At 57.5% G+C, this 20,819-nt stretch carries 17 protein-coding genes; 11 read left to right on the top strand and 6 right to left on the bottom strand.

The genetic code is table 11. The features are described from left to right. The first annotated feature begins 28 nt into the window (after positions 1 to 28). Genes dnaE through ACYVIS_RS20200 form a run of 4 tightly spaced genes read left to right on the top strand, consistent with a single transcriptional unit; the run spans position 29 to position 6,202 of the window. Positions 29 to 3,520, top strand: coding sequence for a DNA polymerase III subunit alpha (dnaE, locus tag ACYVIS_RS20215; RefSeq protein ID WP_232744193.1), 3,492 nt, complete (start codon positions 29 to 31; stop codon positions 3,518 to 3,520). Further along, on the top strand, positions 3,517 to 4,617 hold the full coding sequence (locus ACYVIS_RS20210; protein WP_460874888.1) for a glycosyltransferase family 4 protein: 1,101 nt from the start codon (positions 3,517 to 3,519) through the stop codon (positions 4,615 to 4,617). Before dnaE ends, ACYVIS_RS20210 begins: the two co-directional genes overlap by 4 nt. Then, a complete protein-coding gene (locus ACYVIS_RS20205; protein ID WP_460874887.1) occupies positions 4,614 to 5,456 on the top strand; it encodes a polysaccharide deacetylase family protein in 843 nt (280 codons plus the stop codon). Before ACYVIS_RS20210 ends, ACYVIS_RS20205 begins: the two co-directional genes overlap by 4 nt. Further along, positions 5,453 to 6,202 carry a glycosyltransferase family 2 protein gene (locus tag ACYVIS_RS20200; RefSeq protein ID WP_460874886.1) on the top strand — a complete coding sequence of 250 codons (750 nt, stop codon included), beginning with the start codon at positions 5,453 to 5,455 and terminating at the stop codon, positions 6,200 to 6,202. Before ACYVIS_RS20205 ends, ACYVIS_RS20200 begins: the two co-directional genes overlap by 4 nt. A gap of 71 nt (positions 6,203 to 6,273) precedes the next feature. On the opposite strand, the gene ACYVIS_RS20195 is transcribed toward ACYVIS_RS20200, so the two are convergent. Continuing rightward, complete coding sequence (locus ACYVIS_RS20195; protein WP_460874908.1) at positions 6,274 to 7,158, bottom strand: LysR family transcriptional regulator; 885 nt, start codon at positions 7,156 to 7,158, stop codon at positions 6,274 to 6,276. 172 nt (positions 7,159 to 7,330) lie between these two features. On the opposite strand from ACYVIS_RS20195, the gene ACYVIS_RS20190 reads away from it, so the two are divergent. Next, on the top strand, positions 7,331 to 8,311 hold the full coding sequence (locus ACYVIS_RS20190; RefSeq protein WP_460874885.1) for a Bug family tripartite tricarboxylate transporter substrate binding protein: 981 nt from the start codon (positions 7,331 to 7,333) through the stop codon (positions 8,309 to 8,311). A gap of 7 nt (positions 8,312 to 8,318) precedes the next feature. After that, the gene (locus tag ACYVIS_RS20185) at positions 8,319 to 9,263 is read left to right on the top strand and encodes an amidohydrolase family protein (RefSeq protein WP_460874884.1); all 945 of its coding nucleotides are present in this window, start codon (positions 8,319 to 8,321) and stop codon (positions 9,261 to 9,263) included. Positions 9,264 to 9,411: 148 nt separating this feature from the next. On the opposite strand, the gene ACYVIS_RS20180 is transcribed toward ACYVIS_RS20185, so the two are convergent. Beyond that, positions 9,412 to 10,404: a Bug family tripartite tricarboxylate transporter substrate binding protein gene (locus ACYVIS_RS20180; protein ID WP_460874883.1), complete on the bottom strand. Its 993-nt coding sequence runs from the start codon at positions 10,402 to 10,404 to the stop codon at positions 9,412 to 9,414. Between the two features lie 92 nt (positions 10,405 to 10,496). After that, positions 10,497 to 11,594, bottom strand: a complete 1,098-nt coding sequence (locus ACYVIS_RS20175; protein WP_460874882.1) for a mandelate racemase/muconate lactonizing enzyme family protein — start codon at positions 11,592 to 11,594, stop codon at positions 10,497 to 10,499. Positions 11,595 to 11,693: 99 nt separating this feature from the next. Here ACYVIS_RS20175 and ACYVIS_RS20170 point away from each other — a divergent pair, with 99 nt between their 5' ends. The 3 genes from ACYVIS_RS20170 (at position 11,694) to ACYVIS_RS20160 (ending at position 14,604) form a co-directional block, all read left to right on the top strand. Next, positions 11,694 to 12,587, top strand: a complete 894-nt coding sequence (locus ACYVIS_RS20170) for a LysR family transcriptional regulator (protein WP_460874881.1) — start codon at positions 11,694 to 11,696, stop codon at positions 12,585 to 12,587. Positions 12,588 to 12,683: 96 nt separating this feature from the next. Continuing rightward, complete coding sequence (locus ACYVIS_RS20165; protein WP_232744621.1) at positions 12,684 to 13,391, top strand: polysaccharide deacetylase family protein; 708 nt, start codon at positions 12,684 to 12,686, stop codon at positions 13,389 to 13,391. A gap of 82 nt (positions 13,392 to 13,473) precedes the next feature. Further along, positions 13,474 to 14,604: a glycosyltransferase family 4 protein gene (locus tag ACYVIS_RS20160; protein WP_460874907.1), complete on the top strand. Its 1,131-nt coding sequence runs from the start codon at positions 13,474 to 13,476 to the stop codon at positions 14,602 to 14,604. Between the two features lie 16 nt (positions 14,605 to 14,620). Here the strand turns inward: ACYVIS_RS20160 and ACYVIS_RS20155 are convergent, their stop codons facing one another. After that, a complete protein-coding gene (locus ACYVIS_RS20155; protein WP_232744619.1) occupies positions 14,621 to 15,385 on the bottom strand; it encodes a YdcF family protein in 765 nt (254 codons plus the stop codon). Beyond that, on the bottom strand, positions 15,382 to 16,353 hold the full coding sequence (locus ACYVIS_RS20150) for a glycosyltransferase family 9 protein (protein WP_460874880.1): 972 nt from the start codon (positions 16,351 to 16,353) through the stop codon (positions 15,382 to 15,384). Before ACYVIS_RS20150 ends, ACYVIS_RS20155 begins: the two co-directional genes overlap by 4 nt. Positions 16,354 to 16,464: 111 nt before the next feature. On the opposite strand from ACYVIS_RS20150, the gene msbA reads away from it, so the two are divergent. Both msbA and ACYVIS_RS20140 read left to right on the top strand, forming a co-directional pair. Beyond that, complete coding sequence (msbA, locus tag ACYVIS_RS20145; RefSeq protein WP_232744188.1) at positions 16,465 to 18,243, top strand: lipid A export permease/ATP-binding protein MsbA; 1,779 nt, start codon at positions 16,465 to 16,467, stop codon at positions 18,241 to 18,243. A 127-nt stretch (positions 18,244 to 18,370) separates the two neighbouring features. Further along, positions 18,371 to 18,772 carry a hypothetical protein gene (locus ACYVIS_RS20140; protein ID WP_232744187.1) on the top strand — a complete coding sequence of 134 codons (402 nt, stop codon included), beginning with the start codon at positions 18,371 to 18,373 and terminating at the stop codon, positions 18,770 to 18,772. An 84-nt stretch (positions 18,773 to 18,856) separates the two neighbouring features. On the opposite strand, the gene rng is transcribed toward ACYVIS_RS20140, so the two are convergent. Next, a complete protein-coding gene (gene rng / locus ACYVIS_RS20135; RefSeq protein ID WP_232744186.1) occupies positions 18,857 to 20,320 on the bottom strand; it encodes a ribonuclease G in 1,464 nt (487 codons plus the stop codon). Between the last annotated feature and the right edge of the window lie 499 nt (positions 20,321 to 20,819).

Here is a 20,819-nt window from a genome sequence, read left to right as displayed (position 1 = left end):
TTGAGCCGTCTCTGGGTACAATCTGGGCATGACTGAAGCAAATATTTCATCCCCCTTCGTACACCTGCGCGTTCACTCCGAGTTTTCGGTGGTGGACGGCATTGTGCAAATCCCCAACCTGATTGAAAAGGCGGCCGAATACGGGCAGCCTGCGGTCGCCCTGACAGATCTGGCCAATATTTTCGGTTTGATCAAATTTTACAAAGCCGCCCGTAAATCGGGCGTCAAGCCGATTGCCGGCTGCGACGTCTGGCTGCAGAACGAGGAAGATCGCGACAAGCCGTGCCGATTGCTGATGCTCGTGATGAATCGGCAGGGGTATTTGAATCTTTGCGAAATACTGACCAAGGCGTGGCTCGATAATCAATATCGCGGGCGGGCCGAAATTCGCCGCGAATGGCTGGCAGGGAAAGAAGGGTTGATCCTGATTTCGGGCGCCCGCGGCGGCGATGTCGGACAAGCTCTCGAGGCCGGCAAAGAGGCTGAGGCACGGGCACTGGCCCGGGATTGGGCCAGACGCTTTCCCGATCACTATTACATCGAGTTGCAGCGGACCGGGGTCGAGGGCGACGATGCCTATGTCCAGGCCGCCCTGAAGCTGGCGCTTGAATTGAATTTGCCGGTGGTGGCTACTCACCCTGTGCAGTTCATTGCCGCCAGCGACTTCCGGGCCCACGAGGCCCGGGTCTGCATCGCCGAGGGCGAACAGCTGGCCAATGCCAAGCGCGTGCGGCGTTTCACCGAAGATCAGTATTTGCTGAGTTCGGAAGAAATATCGCGTCGCTTTGCCGATATTCCGTCGGCATTGGCCAACACGGTTGAAATTGCCAAGCGCTGCAACCTGACCCTGGATCTGGGCAAGCCTCGCCTGCCGGATTTCCCCACCCCCGAAGGCGTGACGCTGGATGATTACCTGATCGAGTTGTCGGTAAAAGGGCTGGACGTGCGCATGGCCCAGCTTTTTCCTGACGAACAGGAGCGCCAGGCTCGGTATCCCGCTTATTCCGAACGTCTTCAATGGGAATGCAAAACCATTACCAGCATGGGCTTTTCGGGTTATTTCCTGATCGTGGCCGACTTCATCAATTGGGGCAAGCACAATGGTGTGCCGGTTGGGCCGGGACGCGGTTCGGGGGCGGGCTCCCTGGTAGCCTATTCCCTGGGCATTACCGATCTCGATCCCATACGCTACGATTTGCTGTTCGAACGCTTCCTGAATCCGGAACGCGTATCCATGCCCGACTTCGATATCGACTTCTGCCAGGACAACCGCGAACGCGTCATCGACTACGTCAAGCAGAAATACGGCAAAGAGGCGGTCAGCCAGATTGCCACCTTCGGTACCCTGGGGGCCAAGGCGGTAGTGCGCGACGTGGGCCGTGTGCTCGACATGCCGTATATGCTGTGCGATGGCCTGTCCAAGATGATTCCGTTCAACCCGGCCGATCCATGGACCCTGAGCCGGACTCTCGAGCATGAGCCGGCGTTCAAGGAACGCTACGAACAGGACGAAGAAGTGCGCGCGCTTATCGATCTGGCCCGGCCGCTCGAAGGCCTGACCCGAAACATAGGCATGCATGCCGGCGGTGTGCTGATCGCTCCCGGCAAGCTGACCGATTTCTGTCCGCTGTATTGCCAGCCAGGCCCCGACAGCAATGCGGTATCGCAGTTCGACAAAGACGACGTCGAAGCTGCCGGCCTGGTGAAATTCGACTTCCTGGGGCTGCGCAACCTGACGATCCTGGATTGGGCCGTGCGTTATGTGCGCCGGTTCAACGAAGGTCTGCGCGACTTTGACATCATGGCCCTGCCCCTGGACGACCATGGGGTATACAAGCTGCTGAGCGAAGGCAATACAACCGCCGTGTTCCAGCTGGAAGGGCGCGGGATGAAAGAGCTGCTCAAGAACATGCAGCCCAATACCTTCGAGGATATCATCGCCTTGCTGGCGCTTTATCGGCCGGGGCCGCTCGAGTCCGGCATGGTGGTCGATTTCGTCAATCGCAAGCACGGCCGCGCGGAAGTCGATTATTTCCACAGCGATCTGGAGGCCGTGCTCAAGAGCACCTACGGCGTGATCGTATATCAAGAGCAGGTCATGCTCATTTCGCAGGTGATAGGCGGCTATACCCTGGGCGGCGCCGATTTGCTGCGTCGTGCCATGGGCAAGAAAAAGGCCGAGGAAATGGCCAAGCACCGCGAGATATTCGAAAAAGGCGCGGTCGAAAAAGGCTACGATGCCGCACTGGCAGTCAAGCTCTTCGATTTGATGGAAAAGTTTGCCGGCTATGGCTTCAACAAGAGCCACTCGGCCGCTTATGCGCTGATTGCCTATCAGACCGCATGGCTCAAGGCGTATCATCCGACCGAGTTCCTGGCGGCAACCTTGTCGTCCGATATGGACGACACCGACAAGGTACAGACGTTCTGGAAAGATGCGCTGGCCAATGGCGTGGAAGTCCTGCCGCCGGATGTGAACGCTTCCCCCTACCGCTTTGAACCCGTTGCCGATCGCTACATGAAAGACGGCAAGCCGCCGCGCACCATGCGCTACGGCCTTGGAGCGGTCAAGGGCACAGGGCAGGGCGCTGTGGAAGAAATAATCAGGGCGCGTGAAGAAGAAGGCCCGTTTACCAGCCTGTTCGACTTTTGCCGCAAAGTGGATCGCCACACGGTAAATCGCCGCACTATCGAGGCCCTGATACGCGTGGGCGCTTTCGATCAAATCGAAGAAAACCGTGCGGCCCTGCTGGCTACGGTAGGCAATGCGATCGAAGCGGCCGAACAGGCCGAGCGCAGCGCCAACCAGGTATCCTTGTTTGCCGACGACAGCAACGATATCGTCGAGGGCGAGCTGGCCAAAGTGTTGCCCTGGGATTTACAGACACGGCTGACCCAGGAAAAAGCGGGTCTGGGTTTTTGCTTCAGCGGCCATCTGTTCGATGCCTGGCGCGACGAAGTCCGCCGTTTTGCTCCCAAGCCGCTGGCGCGCCTCGAGGCTTCCCGCAGTCTCCAATGGTTTGCAGGCGTCCTGACGTCGATGCGGCCAAAAATGACGCGGCGCGGGAAAATGTTGTATGCGGTACTCGACGATGGCTCCGCGCAAGTCGAGGTTGCCATTTTCAATGAACTGTATGAGCAGCATCGGCAGCGCCTGAAGGAAGACCGCCTCATCATTATCCAGGGAAAAGTCAGCAATGACGATTATTCGGGAGGGTTCCGGGTGTCGGCGGAATCCATATTCGATCTGCAACTGGCGCGCGAAGCCCGCGCCCGCACGCTGCGCATTACCCTGAATGGCAATGCCGACGCCGTACGCCTGCGGCAGATGCTCAATCCATTTCGCGCCGAACCCGAAAACGGCGTGCCGGGCGTTCCGGTTGAAATTTTGCTCAAGCGCCACGATTTTCTTTGCACCCTGCGGTTGGGCGAGGAATGGCGTGTACGCATGGCCGATACCTTGTTCGAGCAGCTCAATGGCTGGGTCGAGCCCGATGGCGTGGAGATCCGTTACTCATGACGCCCTTGCGTATTCTGCATACCGAGGCGGCGACCAGCTTTGGTGGCCAGGAGCAATATATTTACAGAATGATGCTGGCCATGCGCGAGCGCGGCCACCATCTCGAGGCGGTGTGCCAGCCCGATGCCATGTTGACGCAACGCTTGCTGGCCGAGGGCTTTACTGTCCACACGACATTCATGGACGGGCCGTTCAATTTTGTGAAAAGCGTGGCGGCAATACGCAAGGTGCTGCGGGCCGGCCGTTTCGATGTGCTCAATTGCCATAGCCGTCGTGACACCATGATTGCGGCCACCGCCGGCCGGCTGGCGGGCACGCCCTTGATCGTACGAACGCGCCATTTGGCCAACCGGGTCGGCTCGCTGCTGTCATTTACCGTATTGCCGCATCGCGTGACAACAGCCAGCGATTTCGTGCGCAATCACCTTATAGAAAGAGGGGTGCCTCCCGGGCATGTGGCCACTGTCTATCCCGCTGTCGAATTGGCGCCCGTGCCCGGGCACTCCACATTGCGGCAAGAACTCCACCTGGCGCAAAACGATATTGTCGTGGGTTGCGTGGCGGTCATGCGCGCCCAGAAAGGCCATCGCGATCTGATCGATGCAATCGAACCGCTGATCAGGGAGCGCCCCAATGTCCATCTGGTTTTGGTCGGTGGCGGTTCCCCGGTTTTCGAGGAAGTGCAGGCTTATATTGCCGAAAAAAATCTGGAAAAGCGCGTACACCTGATGGGAGCGCGCAGCGATGTGGCCAATTTGCTCGCCGGCTTCGATCTGTTTGCGCTGGCGACCCGGAAAGAGGCATCCGGCACCGTTTTTGTCGAAGCCGGGGCGGCCGGCTTGCCGGTGATAGGCACGGACGTCGACGGCGTACCCGAGATGATGCAGGATGGCATTAGCGGTCTGCTGGTCCCGCTTGGAGATTCCGCCGCCCTGACGGCCGCCCTCAGGAAACTGATCGACGATTCCGAACTGCGTTACGCAATGGGGCGCGCGGGCCTGCAGTTTTGCCGCAAAGAGGGCCGGTTCAGTGCCGAGGCCATGGTGCAGCGTATTGAATCCTGCTATACACGCTGGTTAAGCGAGCGACAAAAATGAAGCAAGCCCGAACTGTGCCGGTACTGATGTACCACCACATATCGCCATCCGAAGGCATGATCACCACTTCGCCCGATAATTTCGAACGGCAACTGGCCTGGTTGTCGCGACGCGGCTACCGCTCTCTGACCAGCGACGAGTTCGCCGGACATTTGCATGGCCGTGCCGTGCCGGCCCGCTCCATACTGATTACTTTCGACGACGGCTACCTGGATAACTGGGTCTACGCCTACCCCTTACTCAAGAAATATGGCTTTTCCGCATTGATTTTCCTGGTCACATCATGGGTTGGGCAAGGGCCGGTGCGACGCTATCTGGGGCAGGACGAATTGCCGCAAACGCCCGCGCACGACGAGTGCGAGCGGCTTATAGCGCAAGGGCGCAGCGACGAGGTGATTTTGCGATGGAGCGAAATAGAGGCGCTGCGCGCTGCCGGCACCTTCGAATTTCACAGCCATACGCACACTCATACACGCTGGGATAAAAGCGTGCCCGCTTCCGAAAAAAATGCCCATATGGCCCAGGAATTGAGCTTGTCGCGCGAAACCCTGGCCAAGCACCTGGGCAGTGTTTCGGAACATTTCTGCTGGCCTCAGGGCTATTTCGATGCCGACTATATCCGGATAGCCCGCGAAGCAGGTTTTCAGTACTTGTATACCACTCAGGCATTCGGGCAGAATCGGGCCGGCACCGATCCGGCTTCCATTTACCGTTTCGCGGTGCGCAATACTTCGGGCGAGTCGCTCGGGCGCCGCATCCGGATCGCCGTGCATCCCTGGATCGGACCTTTATTCAATCGCTGGAAGCTGTGGCGGCGCGCGCGCAGGCAGCGCTCATGACCTTATCAGTCATAATCATTACCAAAAATGAATCCAGGCACATTGCCGAGTGCCTGGATTCGGTCGCCTTTGCCGACGAAATCATTGTCGTGGATTCAGGCAGTACCGACGATACCTGCGCTATTGCCGCCGCAAAAGGCGCCAAAGTGACGCAAACCCGCGACTGGCCTGGCTTTGGTCCGCAAAAAAACCGTGCGCTCGATCTGGCGACCCAGGAATGGGTTTTATCCATTGATGCCGACGAACGCGTCACCCCTGAGCTGGCGCTTGCCATCCGCGGCGAGCTTGAACACCCGCGGGCCGACGCCTACAAGATCGCACGCTTATCGAGTTTTGGTGGGCGCTGGATACGTCACAGCGGCTGGTGGCCCGATTATGTATTGCGCCTGTTCAAAAGAGGAACCGCGCGCTTCAGCGATGCCGCGGTGCACGAAAGCGTACAGGCTGCGCAGCCGTCGGCGGTGCTGGACGGGCATTTTTTACATTACCCTTACGCCGATATGGAAAGCCTGATCGACAAGGTCAATCGCTATTCATCGGATGCCGCCGGCATGATGCACGCCAGGGGGAAAAAAGTCGGCATACTAGGTATTGTCGGCCATGCGGCCTGGACATTCATTCGTATCTACATCATCCGCCGCGGCTTCCTCGATGGCAAGGAAGGCTTCATACTGGCGGCCACCGCGGCGGCAGGCAGTTTTTTTCGGTATGGCAAGTTGATGTTCCTGAACAGGAAAAACAAGTAACTTGATATCAAGCACATTGAATTCTTGATTGTTACTTTGATGGCTGAAAATAAAGTTGATGGCGATTGAGTTCATGGACTGGGAGCCCCTGTCATGTCAACAGCAGAGGAAAGGCCGCTTGCGAATTCGTTCGCGTAAGAGCCGAGGCTACTGTCAGGAGACCAGAGTAACGAAATTTCCAAATCGATCGCTCCTTCGACAAGAGTAGTAACGAGACCAAAGTTCGACGCATATTGTGCACTCAGACTGTCGAGGACTCCAACGCCCCATCCTTGCTTGACAAAGGCGCAAGCGGTCGAAAACTGCATTACTTCAACTGCAGGAGCAAAGCGGAAGCCTGCGCTCTCAATCTGATTGGCCGTGGCCTCGCCAATTTTGAACGGCCTGGCCAGAGCAACGTATCGTTGAGTGGCGATTTGGCCGATACTAATCGATTTAAGTTGGCTGAAGGGGTGCTCCGGCTTGACCAGGCAGCACAGATGCAGAGGAGCGACGCTGATGTGGCCGGGGCCGTCAGCGGTTGTTTTGGCTACGACGACTCCAAAATCTACACGTTGTTCCGCAACCATGTTCTTGATTTCCATGGACATGGCGGTACGGATCGTTACGGCTGCACCGGGTAGTGCGCGGCAAAGCCGCTCCACGCCAGAGGGAAGAATCGTTGCCGCGACAGAAGCCACGCTTCCAATCACCACTCGCGGAGTCCCATCAGTCCTCATCGTGACGGCGAGGCGATTCAGGCTATCCAAGGCAGCCAGCGCGTTTGCGATGTCCGGAAGCAGTGCTCGTCCCTTTACCGTAAACGTCAGCCGTTTTTTTTCCCGTACAAAAACGGGAAAGCCAAGGCGTTCTTCAATCTGCCGGATGAGAGCGCTGGCAGCTGGTTGAGACATTGCTACTCTGTCTGCTGCGCGGGTGACGGAACCCGTTCGCTCCAGCTCCCATAAGAGTTGCATTTCTCTTTTCTTCATATATAAATATGTATGAAATTAGTAAATATATGCATTTGACCATATAAATTCATCAAACTAGAATTGCATCGAATTCAAGGGGGTTGCGCAGTTGGGCCAAATGGCTGCAGGCGGGCGATCTTAGTTCGAATCCGGAAAAACATCAGGAGACAACTGAATGACATTCTTTCGCCGAGTTACATTGGCTGCTGTGGCCTCGTTAACCATGCCGTTCCTTATTGTGGTCGCCGCAAAAGCGCAAACAACTTTTCCCGACAAGCCGATTCGATTAATTGTCGGTGCTCCTCCCGGAGGTGCGAACGACACCGTTGCGCGTATCGTGGCTCAGAGCATGAATCTTGGTCAGCCGGTCATTGTCGAGAACCGCAATGGTGCGGCGTCAATGATTGCCGCAGCCTATGTGGCAAAAGCATCGCCTGATGGAACGACTTTGCTGCTTGCGAGCCAAACTACGACGGCGGTCTCACCCATTCTTCACAAAATCAAAAATTTTGACTCTCGGAAGGACTTTACCGGTGTAGCTCTTATCGGAAGCGCACCGCTGCTGCTCGTGGCGGGTTCGGCATTGCCTGTCAATACCGTATCCGAAATCATCGCATTGGCGAAGTCGAAGCCTGGCTCTATTGATTACGGGAACGGCGGCGTTGGTACGTCTCCGTATATGGCGGGGGCGCTGTTTACCGTCATGACTGGGGCAAAAATTACCAGCATTCCTTATCCTGGGGAACAGGCCGCGATGACTGATATCATGGGTGGCCGTATACCTATGATGTTCGCAAATGCTTCCTCGGCGATGCCGTATGTCAAATCGGGCCGGCTACGGGGAATTGCGGTGACGAGTCGGACGCGGATGGACATCGCGCCAGATTTACCCACCGTGGCAGAATCAGGTGTTCCAGGCTTTGAAATTGGCACATGGCTGGGCATCATTGCCCCGACTGGCACGCCATCCGCTGTCGTTGCCAAAATTAACTCCGAAGTTCGCCGCGTATTGTCGCTGCCAGATGTCAAGAAGAAGTTGAACTCACAAGGCTTTGTCTTGGCTGATTACTCACCGGAGCAGTTCAATAGTTATTTGAAGAGCGACTATGCTAAGTGGAGCGAGCTCATCAAAGATGCCGATATCAAAGTTGAATAATCATTGAATGAAACATTTCGTTTTCGAGCCCTTGGCCCCGGAATTTGAAGAACAATCTATTGCTGGGGGGAACCATAGCCAGCCTAAATTTTCTGTTCCGTCCAATGCGTGCGATTGCCATGTACATATCTTTGGGCCTCGAGAGCGCTATCCGCTGGCAGACGACCGCACGTTTGCCCCTGGGATCGCCAGCGTGGACGACGTCCTGGCGATGCACGACCGCCTCGGCGTGAGCCGCATGGTCATCGTGCAGGCAAGCCCTCAGGGTACTGACAATTCATGTGTAATCGATTCGCTTAAGCAACTTGAAGCGCTTGGCCGCCAGGCAAGAGCAGTTGCGGTGGTGGCATCAGAAGCCGGTCGCTCGGTTCTAGATGAATTACATGCCGCAGGAGTTCGCGGATTGCGTGTGAACTTGCAATCGTACGGGCAGACGAATCCAGGTGTGGCGGCTGAGCGCATAACAGCTGCAGCAGCGCTGGCCGCGCCGATGGGCTGGCATATCCAGACGTACACGACTTTGGCTTTGATTGCTCAGATTAAAGATACCATTGGCAAATTGCCGGTTCCTCTTGTGGTTGATCATTTCGGACTCGTAGACCCTGCCGCGGGCCTTGGCCAGCCGGGCTTTGCCACGTTAATCACCTTGGTCAGGCAAGGAAAAGTCTATGTCAAGCTTTCCGCTCCCTATAGAATCATCGAGAGGGCCGACGGTAGAGACTTAGAGTCCATCGCTCGAACGCTCATCGATGCAAACCTTGGGCAAATGTTGTGGGGAACAGATTGGCCGCATACAGGGCCATGGCCGGGCGTGCCGCGTGACCGTGATGGGGCTGAGCCATTCCATCCTGTCAATGATGGCGCCCAGTTCGACATCTTTGGAAATTGGACGACGCCGCAAGAGCGACAGCAGATTCTCGTGCACAACCCCGCGAAGCTCTACGACTTCTGAGCTGGAATTCTGAGACTTATTCGAGAGTGTCTGGGAGTTGTACACGAGGTTCGATTTGCAGGGCCTTGTTCGCGCCCCAGACACGGAAGTAGTCATCAACGAAAATATTGCGTGGATATAGCAGTGCAGTGACATGAGATGCCGACGACTATTCAGCTTTGAAGCCGCCTTGTCGTATCACTTTCGTCCATTTGGCCACATCTCCCCGGATTCGGTGGTCGAATTCCGACGGTGTACTGCCTATGGGTTCGAATCCGAGCCTTGTCAGTTTGTTATGAAGGCCTCCAACCCGTACCGACTTGGCCAACGTCGCGGAAAGTAAGTCTACGATGGCTGCTGACACGCCTGCCGGCGCCACCAATCCGAATAGCGGTGAGATATCCACGCCCGGTAGCCCGACCTCATCGAATGTCGGCACATTGGGTAAACTGCTGATACGCTGAGCGCTGATCACCGCGATTGCCCGTAGACGTCCCGCCTTGATGTACTGGAGCAGGGTGGGTACGGTGGCGAAGGCGAACTGCACTTGGCCGCCAAGCAGATCAGTGAAAACGGTGCCTCCACCCCGATAGGGTACATGCTGGATGTTGATGCCGGCTTGTTGTCGCAATTGTTCGCCAGCCAGGTGTGGTGCGCTGCCTATTCCAGCCGACCCGTATGAAAGCATGCCAGGCTGCGCCTTGGCGAGCGCGATGAAGGACTTGATGTCGGTGGCTTTCACTGAGGGATGCACCACCATTACGAAGGGTGCCGTCGCCATTAAGGAGATCGGAGCAAAGTCTTTCAGCGTATCATAAGGCAGGTTCGAGCCTCGCAAACCAGGGTTGATAGTGAAGGCGGAATCGACCATGCCAATGGTGTAGCCATCTGGAGATGATGTCACCAGGGCACGAGTACCGATGGTGGTCCCACCTCCGCCTCGGTTCTCGACCACGAAGGCTTGGCCAAAGGTCTGTGCGTATACCTCCGCCGCCATGCGCCCGAGCGTATCGGTTGCCGCACCGGGTGGGTAGGGGATATAGAAGCGGACTGCCCTATTGGGATAATTGGCGGCATGTGAGGGCGCCGCCCATGGCCCGACGGCTGTGCACAGCCAGAAAGCAGAGGCTCTGGTTACGAATGACCTGCGTGATGCATTCATCTAATGTCTCCTGTGGTTACGATATATAGTGATTTGCCTGCGTTTAGCCTTCCAATGAGTACCCTGTAAGGAATCGTTTCTATGCCGCACTCTTAATCCCGGTAGCGGCCATCAGTCAGGCTGGGCTCTGGATCTGCACCTAGCCCAGGCGTATCTGGTACGTGCACCCAGCCATTTGCGATCGGTACGGTGTTGGCATATGGCACATGTGCCAGTTCGACATAGAGTCGTTCCAGGGATACCACACTTTCTTGCGCAGCGATCAGGTGCAGGCTGGCTAGATAGCCTGGACCGAAAAACGCCACTTGTGGCGCACACACGACTGACGTCCCTCTGCATTGAAGGGAGATGTCCCAGGCTGCGCTTAGCCCGACCTTGATTACGCTGGGCTGCACATACTGCACTGCGCTTTCCTCTACAAGACGTGTCAGCGCATATGCGCTGCTCGTGTTTTCGCCTGCGGCTAACGGTACCTTGCAGACTCGCTTGAGTTTCGCTAATTCACGGTCGTCTTCGGGTGGCCATATTGGCTCTTCTATCCAGTACGGTTGATACTCGGCCATGGCTGCGATGGCCGCCTGCGCCTCTGATGGCAGCCATGCGCAATTGGTGTCTACCATGATTGGCAACACAGGTCCTGTCGCGCGGCGTACCGCTGCCAACGCATCTACTGTCCGCTCGTGAAGCTTCAGTTCCGTATAACCCTCTTTCAGCGCTTGTGTCGTCACTGCGTCGAGACGCTGTGCATCGCCATAATATTGAAGCAATGATGCATAGGCTCGCACTCGACTGTGGCGCTTTCCACCAAGCAGTTCATAAAGCGGTACGCCGGCACGCTTGGCGCGCAGGTCCCACAATGCAATGTCCAGGCCCGCCAACGCGTGGACGACTGGGCCGGAGCGACCAAGGTTATGCAGCGTACGTTGCATTGTGGGCAACAGCGTCTTGTCGTTGGCATCTTTGTCACGAGTCAGTGGTGCAATCAGTGTCTCGAATACCGCAGTCAGGGCTCGCGGTTCGATGCAGTAAGACTCCCCCCACGCAATTGTTCCGTCTCTGGTTTCTACTCGAACCAGTGCACTATCGAGCTTGTTGCGTGGCTGCCCGGCGAACAGAGGCGGCTGGCTCCAGTGGTGGAAAGGCAGACGCATCGGTATGCACTCCACTGAAATGATGGTGTTGGCGTTCATGGTGGTTCGCAAGCGGGTCTCGGTTGGGATCTCACATTGTTGCTATAACCCTTGAATGTGGTCAAATAGATAGATTGGATACTTTCATATGAATTTTGTATGTTTCATCGCCGTGAACTGACTCTGCTGCGCGCCATGTATCGGCATGGCACGGTCACGGCTGCTGCGGCATCGATCAACATGACACAGCCTGCGGCCAGTGCGCTGTTGCGCGATATGGAAATACGTTTAGGTTTTGCCTTATTCAGCCGCGAAAACCGTCGCCTGCATCTCACCCATCAGGGGCGCGCCTTGATTCCCGAAGTGTTCAATGCTCTGGCCGGAATCGAAGCGGTCGACCAACTTGCCGGCGATATCCGCCAGGGTGCGTTAACTCGCCTTAGCGTAGGTGCTGTAGCGATTGCCGCTTCGAGTCTATTGCCAGCAGCACTGGCTTGCATGCGTCGGGACCACCCGGGTGTAGTGGTTACCGTGCGCGCCGGTACGGCACTGGAGATCATCGCGATGGCAGTGGACCATCGGGTCGATTTGGGCATCATCGTGGGCTCTCCGGCGGACAAACAGCGGGTGGAGAGTTGCGAGCTTGCTCCCCTGAGCTTGTACGCGGTAATGCAGCCTGGTCACCCGTGGGTCGGGCGACGCAGACTCACCTTGGACGTCGTTGCCAGAGAAGGGCCCATTGTGTTGGCGACTGCGCTGCCCGCGGGGCAAGCCACGCGCCAAGCGATTGAAACACGAGGATTGCCCTACTGTCCTATCGTCGAGGTCGCTCAGTCCTCGGCGGCATGCGCACTGGCCGCGGAAGGGCTTGGCGTTGCCATTGTTGAAAGCTTGGGCGCGCGCTATGCTGAACGACAAGGGTTGATTGTTCGTCATCTGCTGGCCGTAAAAGACCTGGCGTTATCCGTGGTGTGGCCGCGCGATCGTGCAATGAGCCATCCTGCCGAACGTCTTCAAGCGTGCTTGAGCGCCGAAGCCGCGCAAAGTCTATGAGTCTCAATAACCGTTGGATTACTCACGCGAGTTTTTACTCAGTAATTATCCCTTGAGTCGTGGCCCCGATATAATCGCTTCATGATTCCTGTACTTATGTACCATCAGCTTGGCCTGCCGGCTCCCAAAGGCTCGCCTTACCGCGGCTTGACCGTGCATCCGTCCGACTTCAGGCGCCAGATGATCTGGATGCGCCGCTTCGGCTATCGCGGCCTGTCGATGCGCGACCTGGTGCCTTATTTAAAGGGCGACAAGCGCGGCAAGGTGTTCGGCATCACTTTCGATGATGGCTATCGCAACGTGTATCAGAACGGCTTGCCCATATTGAGCGAGCTGGGGTTTACTTCGACCAATTATTTTGTGGCCAGGCAACTTGGTGGAGAGAATGTCTGGGATATTGAAAAGGGAGTTCCCCGTTCTGCGCTCATGTCTGTCGAAGAAATGCAGGCCTGGGCGGCGGCCGGCCAGGAGGTGGGTTCGCATACGCTCGATCATGTCGATTTGCCGCAGATTTCACCGGAACTCGCCGATTATCAAATCAAACAATCAAGGCACGAGCTCGAACGTGCGCTGGGCGCCGAGGTCAGCGCTTTTTGCTATCCCTATGGGCATGAAACGCCCGAGGTACGGGCCATGGTGCAAGGGGCGGGTTACCGCAATGCCACGACCACTGAAAGAGGGCTGGCGCGACGCTCCGACGACCTTTATGGCATTCCTCGTGTTACGGTTGCACGTTCGACCCATATCCTGCGTTTTATGCAAAAATGCCTGACACGCCTGGAAGACAGGCACCGCAAGGACTGACCTGAGCCCCTGGGTAGCCTCGCATGCGCTCCGAAGAAGGCAAACAACTTTGCGGCCGTCCTATCATGTACCCATGTCCAGATTGAAAATAGCATTCGTCGTCGATCGATTCGGTAGCCGTTACGGCGGCGCCGAGGCATATGGAGTCGCCCTGATGCGCGAACTGGCCCGGGGTCACGAAATAACGGTTTTTGCGCGTGACTACGATTCGGCCTGCGATCTGCGCCTGCCTTTTGTTCCCTTGCGTTCGTGGTCCGGGTGGCCCAGCTGGATCCGGGTTTTGCTGTTTGCCTGGCGGGCGGGGCGTTGCACGCGCAAGGGCTTCGATATCGTGCATTCACACATGAACGGTTGGTGCGGCGATATTGAAGTCGTGCATGTCACGCCGGTCCGCTATAACTGGCGTGTGCGCAGCCTGCCTTTCCTCAAGCGGGCTTTGTCGCGAGTCAGCCCCCGCGTGCAAACTTATCTGGGCCTGGAGCATCGGCGCGTGGAGGTACGGCAGGCCCACCGCACGGTTTCGGTCTCGGGCTTGATTGCCGAGCAATTGCGGCAAGCCTATGGCGAGCAGCTTGTGTCTCCGGTCATCCCGCCTGGTGTGGCGCGGCCGGCTTCACCCCCGCCCGGCCTGCGAGCCCGGGTTCGCCAGGACCTGGGCCTGTCCGACCAGGACCGGGTGTGCCTGCTGGTGGCCCGCAACCCCTTGCGCAAGGGCTTGCCTGCGGTCCTGAAGGCGCTGGCGCTGCTGCCCGAACGCTACAAGGCGCTGGTGGTTGGAGGCAAGGCGATTACTCAGGATTTCCTGCGCAAGACCGACAGTGTGGGCCTGGCGGATCGAGTACGCCTGGTCGATACCACGTCGGAGGTCGATTGTTATTACCTTGCGGCCGATCTGTATGTGCACCCGACCCTCAACGACAGTTTCGGCATGGCTCCCCTGGAGGCCATGTCATTCGGCCTGCCGGTCGTCCTCAGCCCCAGCCCCTGGTGCGGCTTTGCCCAGTATGTGAAGCCGGGGGAGGAGGCACTGGTCCTGTCTCATCCTGAAAATGCCGAGGAACTGGCCAGTTTTATCGCGCAAATCAGTGGCGATGCCGCCTTGAGGGCACGACTGGTGCAAGGTGGCGACCAGGTTGTCGCCCGCCACAGCTGGGCCGAAGTTGCGCGCCGCTATCTGGATCTTTACCAGGAAGTGCTTCGCGAACGGACATGACCGGGCATGGGATGCGTTAAATCCAACCCCGTACCCAGTAGGCCAGCAGGCCCGCATATTCCTTGATGATCGAACGGCTGGCATCCAGCGCGCGCATATTGGGCAGCCAGAACGAGAATCCAGGCTCGGCGGGTACGAGGATTTGCGGCGCCGACGGCGCGGGGATTGGTGTAATGCCCTGTTTCCTGAAAACGGCCATGGCCCTGGGCATATGCAGTGCTGAAGTGACCAGCAGAATTCGTGTGATGTGCAGCGCCTTGAGTTTTTCGACGGTGTACAGGCCGTTTTCATGAGTATTGCGGCTTCGTGTCTCGAGTATCAGGGCTTGTTCCGGGATTTCTTGCTGTTCGAGGGCGCGGGCCATCATTTTCGCTTCGCTGACTTTTCCTTCCAGCGCGGCTCCAGACAGGATAATGATGGGGGCGCGATGCGACTTGTAAAGCAAGGCTGCCGTATCGACACGGGGCGCCGCGGTTTCCTTGTCGTAAGGTTCAAACCAGTTCGGGCGGTTGTTGGCCGTATTGCCGCCCAGTACGACAATGGCCCCGGCCTCGGGCAGATCCGACGGCAGTTCTTGTGGGTAGAGTTGTTCCAGACGCCCGCCCGCCCAGAGCGACGATGCCGGCAGCGACCAGAACAGGGCCCAGCACAGCCCTCCGGCCGCTACGAAAAAAGCCGTTTTGCGGCGCCGGACCATGAAAAGCACCAGGCCAACCACGAGCAGCGTGACGCACAGATTGAGAGGAATTACCAGATTCGTAAAAAAACTCGACATTGTTATGTGCCAGGATCAGTGTGCAAAAGGGCGCAGGCCTGATTTTCCACTTCAGCCAGTGAAGGCCAATGCTGTGCCGAGCCCAGGCACGTTGCATTGCCTGACCACGGCCCTGTGCGTGCCCGTTCGGTGACGCCAAACAAGGTTAGTTGCCTGGCGTTCGCGGCCGCGGCAAGGTGCGAAACGCCTGAATCGTTGCAAATAACCAGTGCGGCCAGATGACTGAGTGTAGCAAACGCTCCCAGATTCAGGGGCGGCAGGCATAGGGCGCTTGGCGCATTGCGTCGTGCGTCCTCGGCTTCGGATGGCGGCGGGCACATCGCGACGGTATAGCCCTTTTGTTGCAGCGCACGCGTCAACGCGTCGAAATAAGGCCAGACCTTGATTTTGCCATGATGCAGGCCGGTGGCTGTCGGTGCGATCAGGACGAACCGGCCGGGCTGCAGGCCGGCTTCATTTACGGCCCGCAGGCCTTCCGCCTGATGCCGGCCGGCCAGTTTCAGGCCCAGGTGCTTGCCCGGATGCCGGGGTTCGACAGGCAGATTCCAGCGCATGAGCGCGTGCGTGGCTACGTAGTACCAGGATTCCACGGCATGCAGGGCCGCCGCCGGCTTGTTGATGGGCCAGCGCAGGATCAGGCTGCGCCCGTCGTCGCGGTATCCGGCCGAGGGAATGCCGGCAAACTTGAATACCATGGCGCTCGACAGCGAATCGGGCAGCAGCAGCCCCCGGACATGCGCGTGCCGGGTTCTCTTTTTGTGGGCATGGACCGCGGCCCGGTCTTCGCGCCAGCGGCCTTTCATTTCCACGAACCCCGACAGTTCGAATCCGGCCAGCAGATCGCGCGCCCAGGGGCGCGCACAGACAACGATAGGAACCCGGGTATTCAGCAGGGCCTGCAGACTGGGCAGGCTCATGCAAACGTCTCCTATCCAGTTTGGAAGTCGCACGTAAATGGCTGAGAGTGTAGACATTAATTTGACGAGTGTTGTGTGCAAGAGAGGTATGATGATCGACGCTTATTATCGACGGATTTTCGAGAACGTTAAAATAGGCGGTCCTTTAGTGTAAAAGTGAGTTGCTTTTTGAATCCAGCCTCAACGCCCTCGTCAACGCCATCCAAGCCCGTCAAGTTCGACGTGTGGCGGCGAATATACAGCCGCCTGGGGCCTTACTGGAAGGTGGTCGTTCTTTCCGCTGTGCTGCTCACTCTTTCGGCGGCCACCCAGCCCACACTGGCCATCATCATGAAGCCCTTGCTCGATCAGGGGTTTTCGGGAGCGCAGCCGTCCTATATATGGTCGATTCCGCTTGCGGTCATAGGCCTGGTATTCCTGCGCGGCGTTTGCAGTTTCGGCAGCGATTATTTGCTGGCCTGGATAGCCAACAATATGCTGTTGGGACTGCGCAAGGATATGTTCGATCGCCTGCTGGGGCTGCCCGACGAAGAGTTCAAGCGCGGCGACTCGGGACGCCTGCTGAACCGGTTCACCATCGACGCCGGGAATGTCACCGCATCGGCCACCGAGGTGGTTACCGTCGTTGTGCGCGAAACCTTGGTCATCATCGCCTTGTTATGTGTGTTGGTCTATATGTCATGGCAGCTGACGCTGATCGTTCTGGTGATGTTGCCGATTTCCACCTTGATTGCTCGTACTTTCATCAAACGCCTGCGGCGCATCAATCGGGACACCGTGAACATGAATGCGGAGCTCACGCGGGTGGTTGGCGAAGGCATCGATGGGCAGCGCGTCATCAAACTGTTCGATGGCTATGAGCGCGAGTCCAGCCGCTTCCAGTATGTCAATGGCCGCTTGCGGCGATTTGCCATGCGCACGGCAACCGCCGAGGCCGCCATGTCGCCCCTGGCCCAGTTCTCGATTGCCCTTTCGGTTGCGGCGGTCATCGCCGTTGCCTTGTACCAGGCCAATACCCAGAGCCTGACGGTGGGCAGCTTCGCGTCCTTCATGGCTGCCCTTGGGCAGATTTTCGATCCAGTCAGGCGCATGACCAATACGGCGGGACGCATGCAGCGCATGCTGGTCTCGGCCGAAAGTGTGTTTACCCTGGTCGATCACAAGCCTGAAGAAGATACCGGCACCCAGGTGTTTCAAGGCCCTATCAAGGGCCGGGTTGAATTCAGGAACATCAGCCACCGCTTTGCCGATAGCTCGCAGGACACCGTTTCCAATGTCTCATTCACCGCCGAGCCGGGTCAGACGATAGCTTTGGTAGGGCGTTCGGGCAGTGGTAAAACGACGCTGGTCAATATGTTGCCCCGTTTTGTCCAGCCCACCCAGGGTGAGGTTTCGATAGATGGGCAGTCCGTCAAGGACCTGACATTGCGCAGTTTGCGGGAGCAGTTGTCGCTGGTCAGCCAGGATGTGGTGATGTTCGATGGAACCATAGGCGAGAATGTCAGCTACGGTTCCTTGCATGATGCCAGCCTCAAGGAAATCTACGATGCGCTTGAGGCTGCCAATTTGCGGGCTTTTGTCGACGGATTGCCCGACGGTCTCGATACGCCCGTCGGCGAAAACGCCAGCAAGCTGTCGGGTGGACAGCGTCAGCGACTGGCCATTGCGCGCGCCTTGATCAAAAACGCGCCAATACTCATACTGGACGAGGCCACTTCGGCTCTCGATAACGAGTCCGAGCGGCAGGTGCAGGCATCGCTCGAACGATTGATGAAGGGACGTACGACGCTGGTCATTGCGCACCGCTTGTCGACGGTTCAAAATGCCGACAAGATTGTCGTGCTCGATGCGGGAAAGATTGTGGAGCAAGGTCGTCACGACGAACTGCTGGCTTTGAATGGCTTGTATGCATCGCTTTATCGCATGCAATTCAGGGAAGAGGCCTGACGGTATTTCGTAGGCCGGCGATGCTCATTGAATGTCCCCAGATACGGGCTGAAAATCTGTATTTCAAGAATATATGCGGCGCTTCGGCGCATGTACCAATGATTTATGCTCAGAGTGGCAGGTAAAAATGAAAAAAATCGTATTTTTGACTGGCTTGTGCATCCTGGCGGGATGCGCCGTGCCAAAATCAGGGATGCAGCTTAACGATCTGCGTAAAGATGAGTATCTCCGTACCGAGCGCAGCCTGCCTTTTGACACTTTCGCCAAGGTGCAGATGGCTTTGTTCAAGCATAAGGCGGCCTGCGGCGGAGATATCGAATTCAAGTTGAATCCGCGCAATGCAAGCTATGCCATTATTACGAAAAAATCTTCTCCCGCGGCCGACTGGAACCATACGATCGTGCTCGATCTGGTGCTGATGGAGGGCAGGCCGATCAAGGCCAGCGCCTATAGCTATTACGCGGGCACTGACGCGCAAATCCAGCAGATGTTCGATGCGGTCACCCGCCCGCAGGTGTGCTCCAAGTAGCCTCGTTGCCTGGCGCCGGCGAGCCATCTGTTGCAAAGGCGAAGTCCCGGCTGATCTATGGCCGGCGCGGATACGCGCGGCCGCCTACATCAAAATGATGTCGTATTGCTCCTGGGAATACACCCGTTCCACCTCGAGCGAGATCGGTTTGCCTATGAAGTCGCCCAGCATGGCAAGATGCGGGCTTTCTTCTTCCAGAAACAGATCGACAATTGCCTGCGAGGCCAGAATCCGGAACTCCTTGGGATTGAACTGCCGGGATTCGCGCAGTATTTCGCGCAGTATTTCGTAGCAGAGCGTACGCGCCGTCCTGACATTGCCGCGCGACTGGCATGTGGGGCACGATTCGCAAAGCTGATGCGCGAGCGAGTCGCGAGTCCGTTTGCGGGTCATTTCCACCAGCCCGAGCTGGCTGAATCCGCTGACGGTCATGCGTGTGCGGTCTTTGCTGAGCGCTTTGTTGAGTTCGGCCAGGACTGAATTGCGGTGTTCCAGGTCCTCCATGTCGATGAAGTCCAGAATAATAATGCCGCCCAGGTTGCGCAGCCGCAGTTGGCGAGCAAGCGCCTGAGCCGCTTCCAGGTTGGTTTTGAATATGGTGTCGTCGAAGTTGCGGCCGCCGACAAAACCGCCGGTGTTTACGTCGACAGTGGTCAGCGCTTCGGTCTGGTCGATAATGAGATAGCCGCCGGATTTCAGATCGACGCGGCGCGACAGGGCGCGGGCGATTTCTTCGTCGACGTTGGCGGTATCGAACAGCGGCCGGTCGCCGCTATAGTGCTTGATCCGGTCCAGCACCGATGGGGTGTAAATTTTGGCCCATTCCATGAGTTCCTGCGATGTGGTGCGCGAGTCGACATGGATGGTGCCTGTGTCGGGGCCCACCATATCGCGCAGGACGCGCTGGGCCAGGGTCAGGTCGGTATGCAGCACGGATGGGGTAGGCTGGGTCTTTGCGAGTGCCTGAACGCTGCTCCAGAGGGTGCGCAGATACGATTGGTCGACGCGCAGTTCTTCGTCGGTGGCTTCGCTGGCTTGCGTGCGCACGATAAATCCGCCGGCTTCGTCTTTGGGCACAAGGGCCTGGACTCGTTCGCGCAAGACGATGCGCTCTTCGTCGGATTCTATTTTTTGCGAGATGCCGATGTGAGGGTCGTAGGGCAGGTACACCAGCATCCGTCCGGCAATGCTGATCTGGGTGGACAGGCGAGCTCCCTTGGTGCCCAGGGGGTCCTTGATGACTTGCACCATCAGGGATTGGCCTTCGAACAGCAGTTTTTCTATGGGCGTCAGCGTGCCTCCATTGGTGCGTTCATGGCGGTTCTGGCGTAAGTCGGCCACGTGTATGAAGGCTGCGCGGTCCAGGCCTATGTCGACAAAGGCGCTTTGCATGCCCGGCAGTACACGCACGACTTTGCCCAGGTACAGGTTTCCTACGTGCCCACGCTGGATGCTGCGCTCTATGTGCAATTCCTGCACGGCGCCTTGTTCGACCAGTGCTACGCGAGTCTCGAAAGGGGTGACGTTGATGAGTATATCTTCAGACATGAGTGAATCGCTTATTTAGACGTTGCTTTACCAAGACGTTATTTTGAGGGTAATCGATGTTTCAAGGCTACTCCTGTATTCCAAACTGTTCTGCTTGTTGACTGGGCGGTGGTTGTAGGGGCCAGCAAGAAATCCGGGGCCCAGCAAAAATCCGCGTTGTGGGGCGGCTTTTGTAAGCTGGCGCTTTGAGCGGCGCACGATTGCATTGTCGCTTTGGGATAGACCCTGCTCGTACATTACGAACGGCATGCCGCAGTAAATGCCGCAGTAAAAAGAATAATCGCGGTGTCTGGAATGACTTGACCACTGAAGGGGGGATTTTGGACAAGGCCTTTCTCGAGCGGTACGTGGGAGTGGCCGTTATGAGCTGGCGCGGCTGAAGTGTGGGGCGGTTTATTGTGGCTGGCCGTGGGGCTGTTTTTTGTGGTGCCTATTTGGGTTTCTTAAGACGCGGGGGTGGCGGCCCAGGCGGGGTGGGCTCGCCTCGTCCGGTCCTGGC

Source organism: Paralcaligenes ginsengisoli (genome assembly GCF_054781135.1).
This window is presented reverse-complemented; position numbering and strand designations above follow the sequence as displayed.

Excerpts from the sequence above, each read along its gene's own strand:
- dnaE (WP_232744193.1), top strand. The coding sequence starts at position 29 with ATGACTGAAGCAAATATTTCATCCCCCTTCGTACACCTGCGCGTTCAC.
- ACYVIS_RS20210 (WP_460874888.1), top strand. The coding sequence starts at position 3,517 with ATGACGCCCTTGCGTATTCTGCATACCGAGGCGGCGACCAGCTTTGGT.
- ACYVIS_RS20205 (WP_460874887.1), top strand. The coding sequence starts at position 4,614 with ATGAAGCAAGCCCGAACTGTGCCGGTACTGATGTACCACCACATATCG.
- ACYVIS_RS20200 (WP_460874886.1), top strand. The coding sequence starts at position 5,453 with ATGACCTTATCAGTCATAATCATTACCAAAAATGAATCCAGGCACATT.
- ACYVIS_RS20195 (WP_460874908.1), bottom strand. The coding sequence starts at position 7,158 with ATGCAACTCTTATGGGAGCTGGAGCGAACGGGTTCCGTCACCCGCGCA.
- ACYVIS_RS20190 (WP_460874885.1), top strand. The coding sequence starts at position 7,331 with ATGACATTCTTTCGCCGAGTTACATTGGCTGCTGTGGCCTCGTTAACC.
- ACYVIS_RS20185 (WP_460874884.1), top strand. The coding sequence starts at position 8,319 with ATGAAACATTTCGTTTTCGAGCCCTTGGCCCCGGAATTTGAAGAACAA.
- ACYVIS_RS20180 (WP_460874883.1), bottom strand. The coding sequence starts at position 10,404 with ATGAATGCATCACGCAGGTCATTCGTAACCAGAGCCTCTGCTTTCTGG.
- ACYVIS_RS20175 (WP_460874882.1), bottom strand. The coding sequence starts at position 11,594 with ATGAACGCCAACACCATCATTTCAGTGGAGTGCATACCGATGCGTCTG.
- ACYVIS_RS20170 (WP_460874881.1), top strand. The coding sequence starts at position 11,694 with ATGTTTCATCGCCGTGAACTGACTCTGCTGCGCGCCATGTATCGGCAT.
- ACYVIS_RS20165 (WP_232744621.1), top strand. The coding sequence starts at position 12,684 with ATGTACCATCAGCTTGGCCTGCCGGCTCCCAAAGGCTCGCCTTACCGC.
- ACYVIS_RS20150 (WP_460874880.1), bottom strand. The coding sequence starts at position 16,353 with ATGTCTACACTCTCAGCCATTTACGTGCGACTTCCAAACTGGATAGGA.
- ACYVIS_RS20140 (WP_232744187.1), top strand. The coding sequence starts at position 18,371 with ATGAAAAAAATCGTATTTTTGACTGGCTTGTGCATCCTGGCGGGATGC.
- rng (WP_232744186.1), bottom strand. The coding sequence starts at position 20,320 with ATGTCTGAAGATATACTCATCAACGTCACCCCTTTCGAGACTCGCGTA.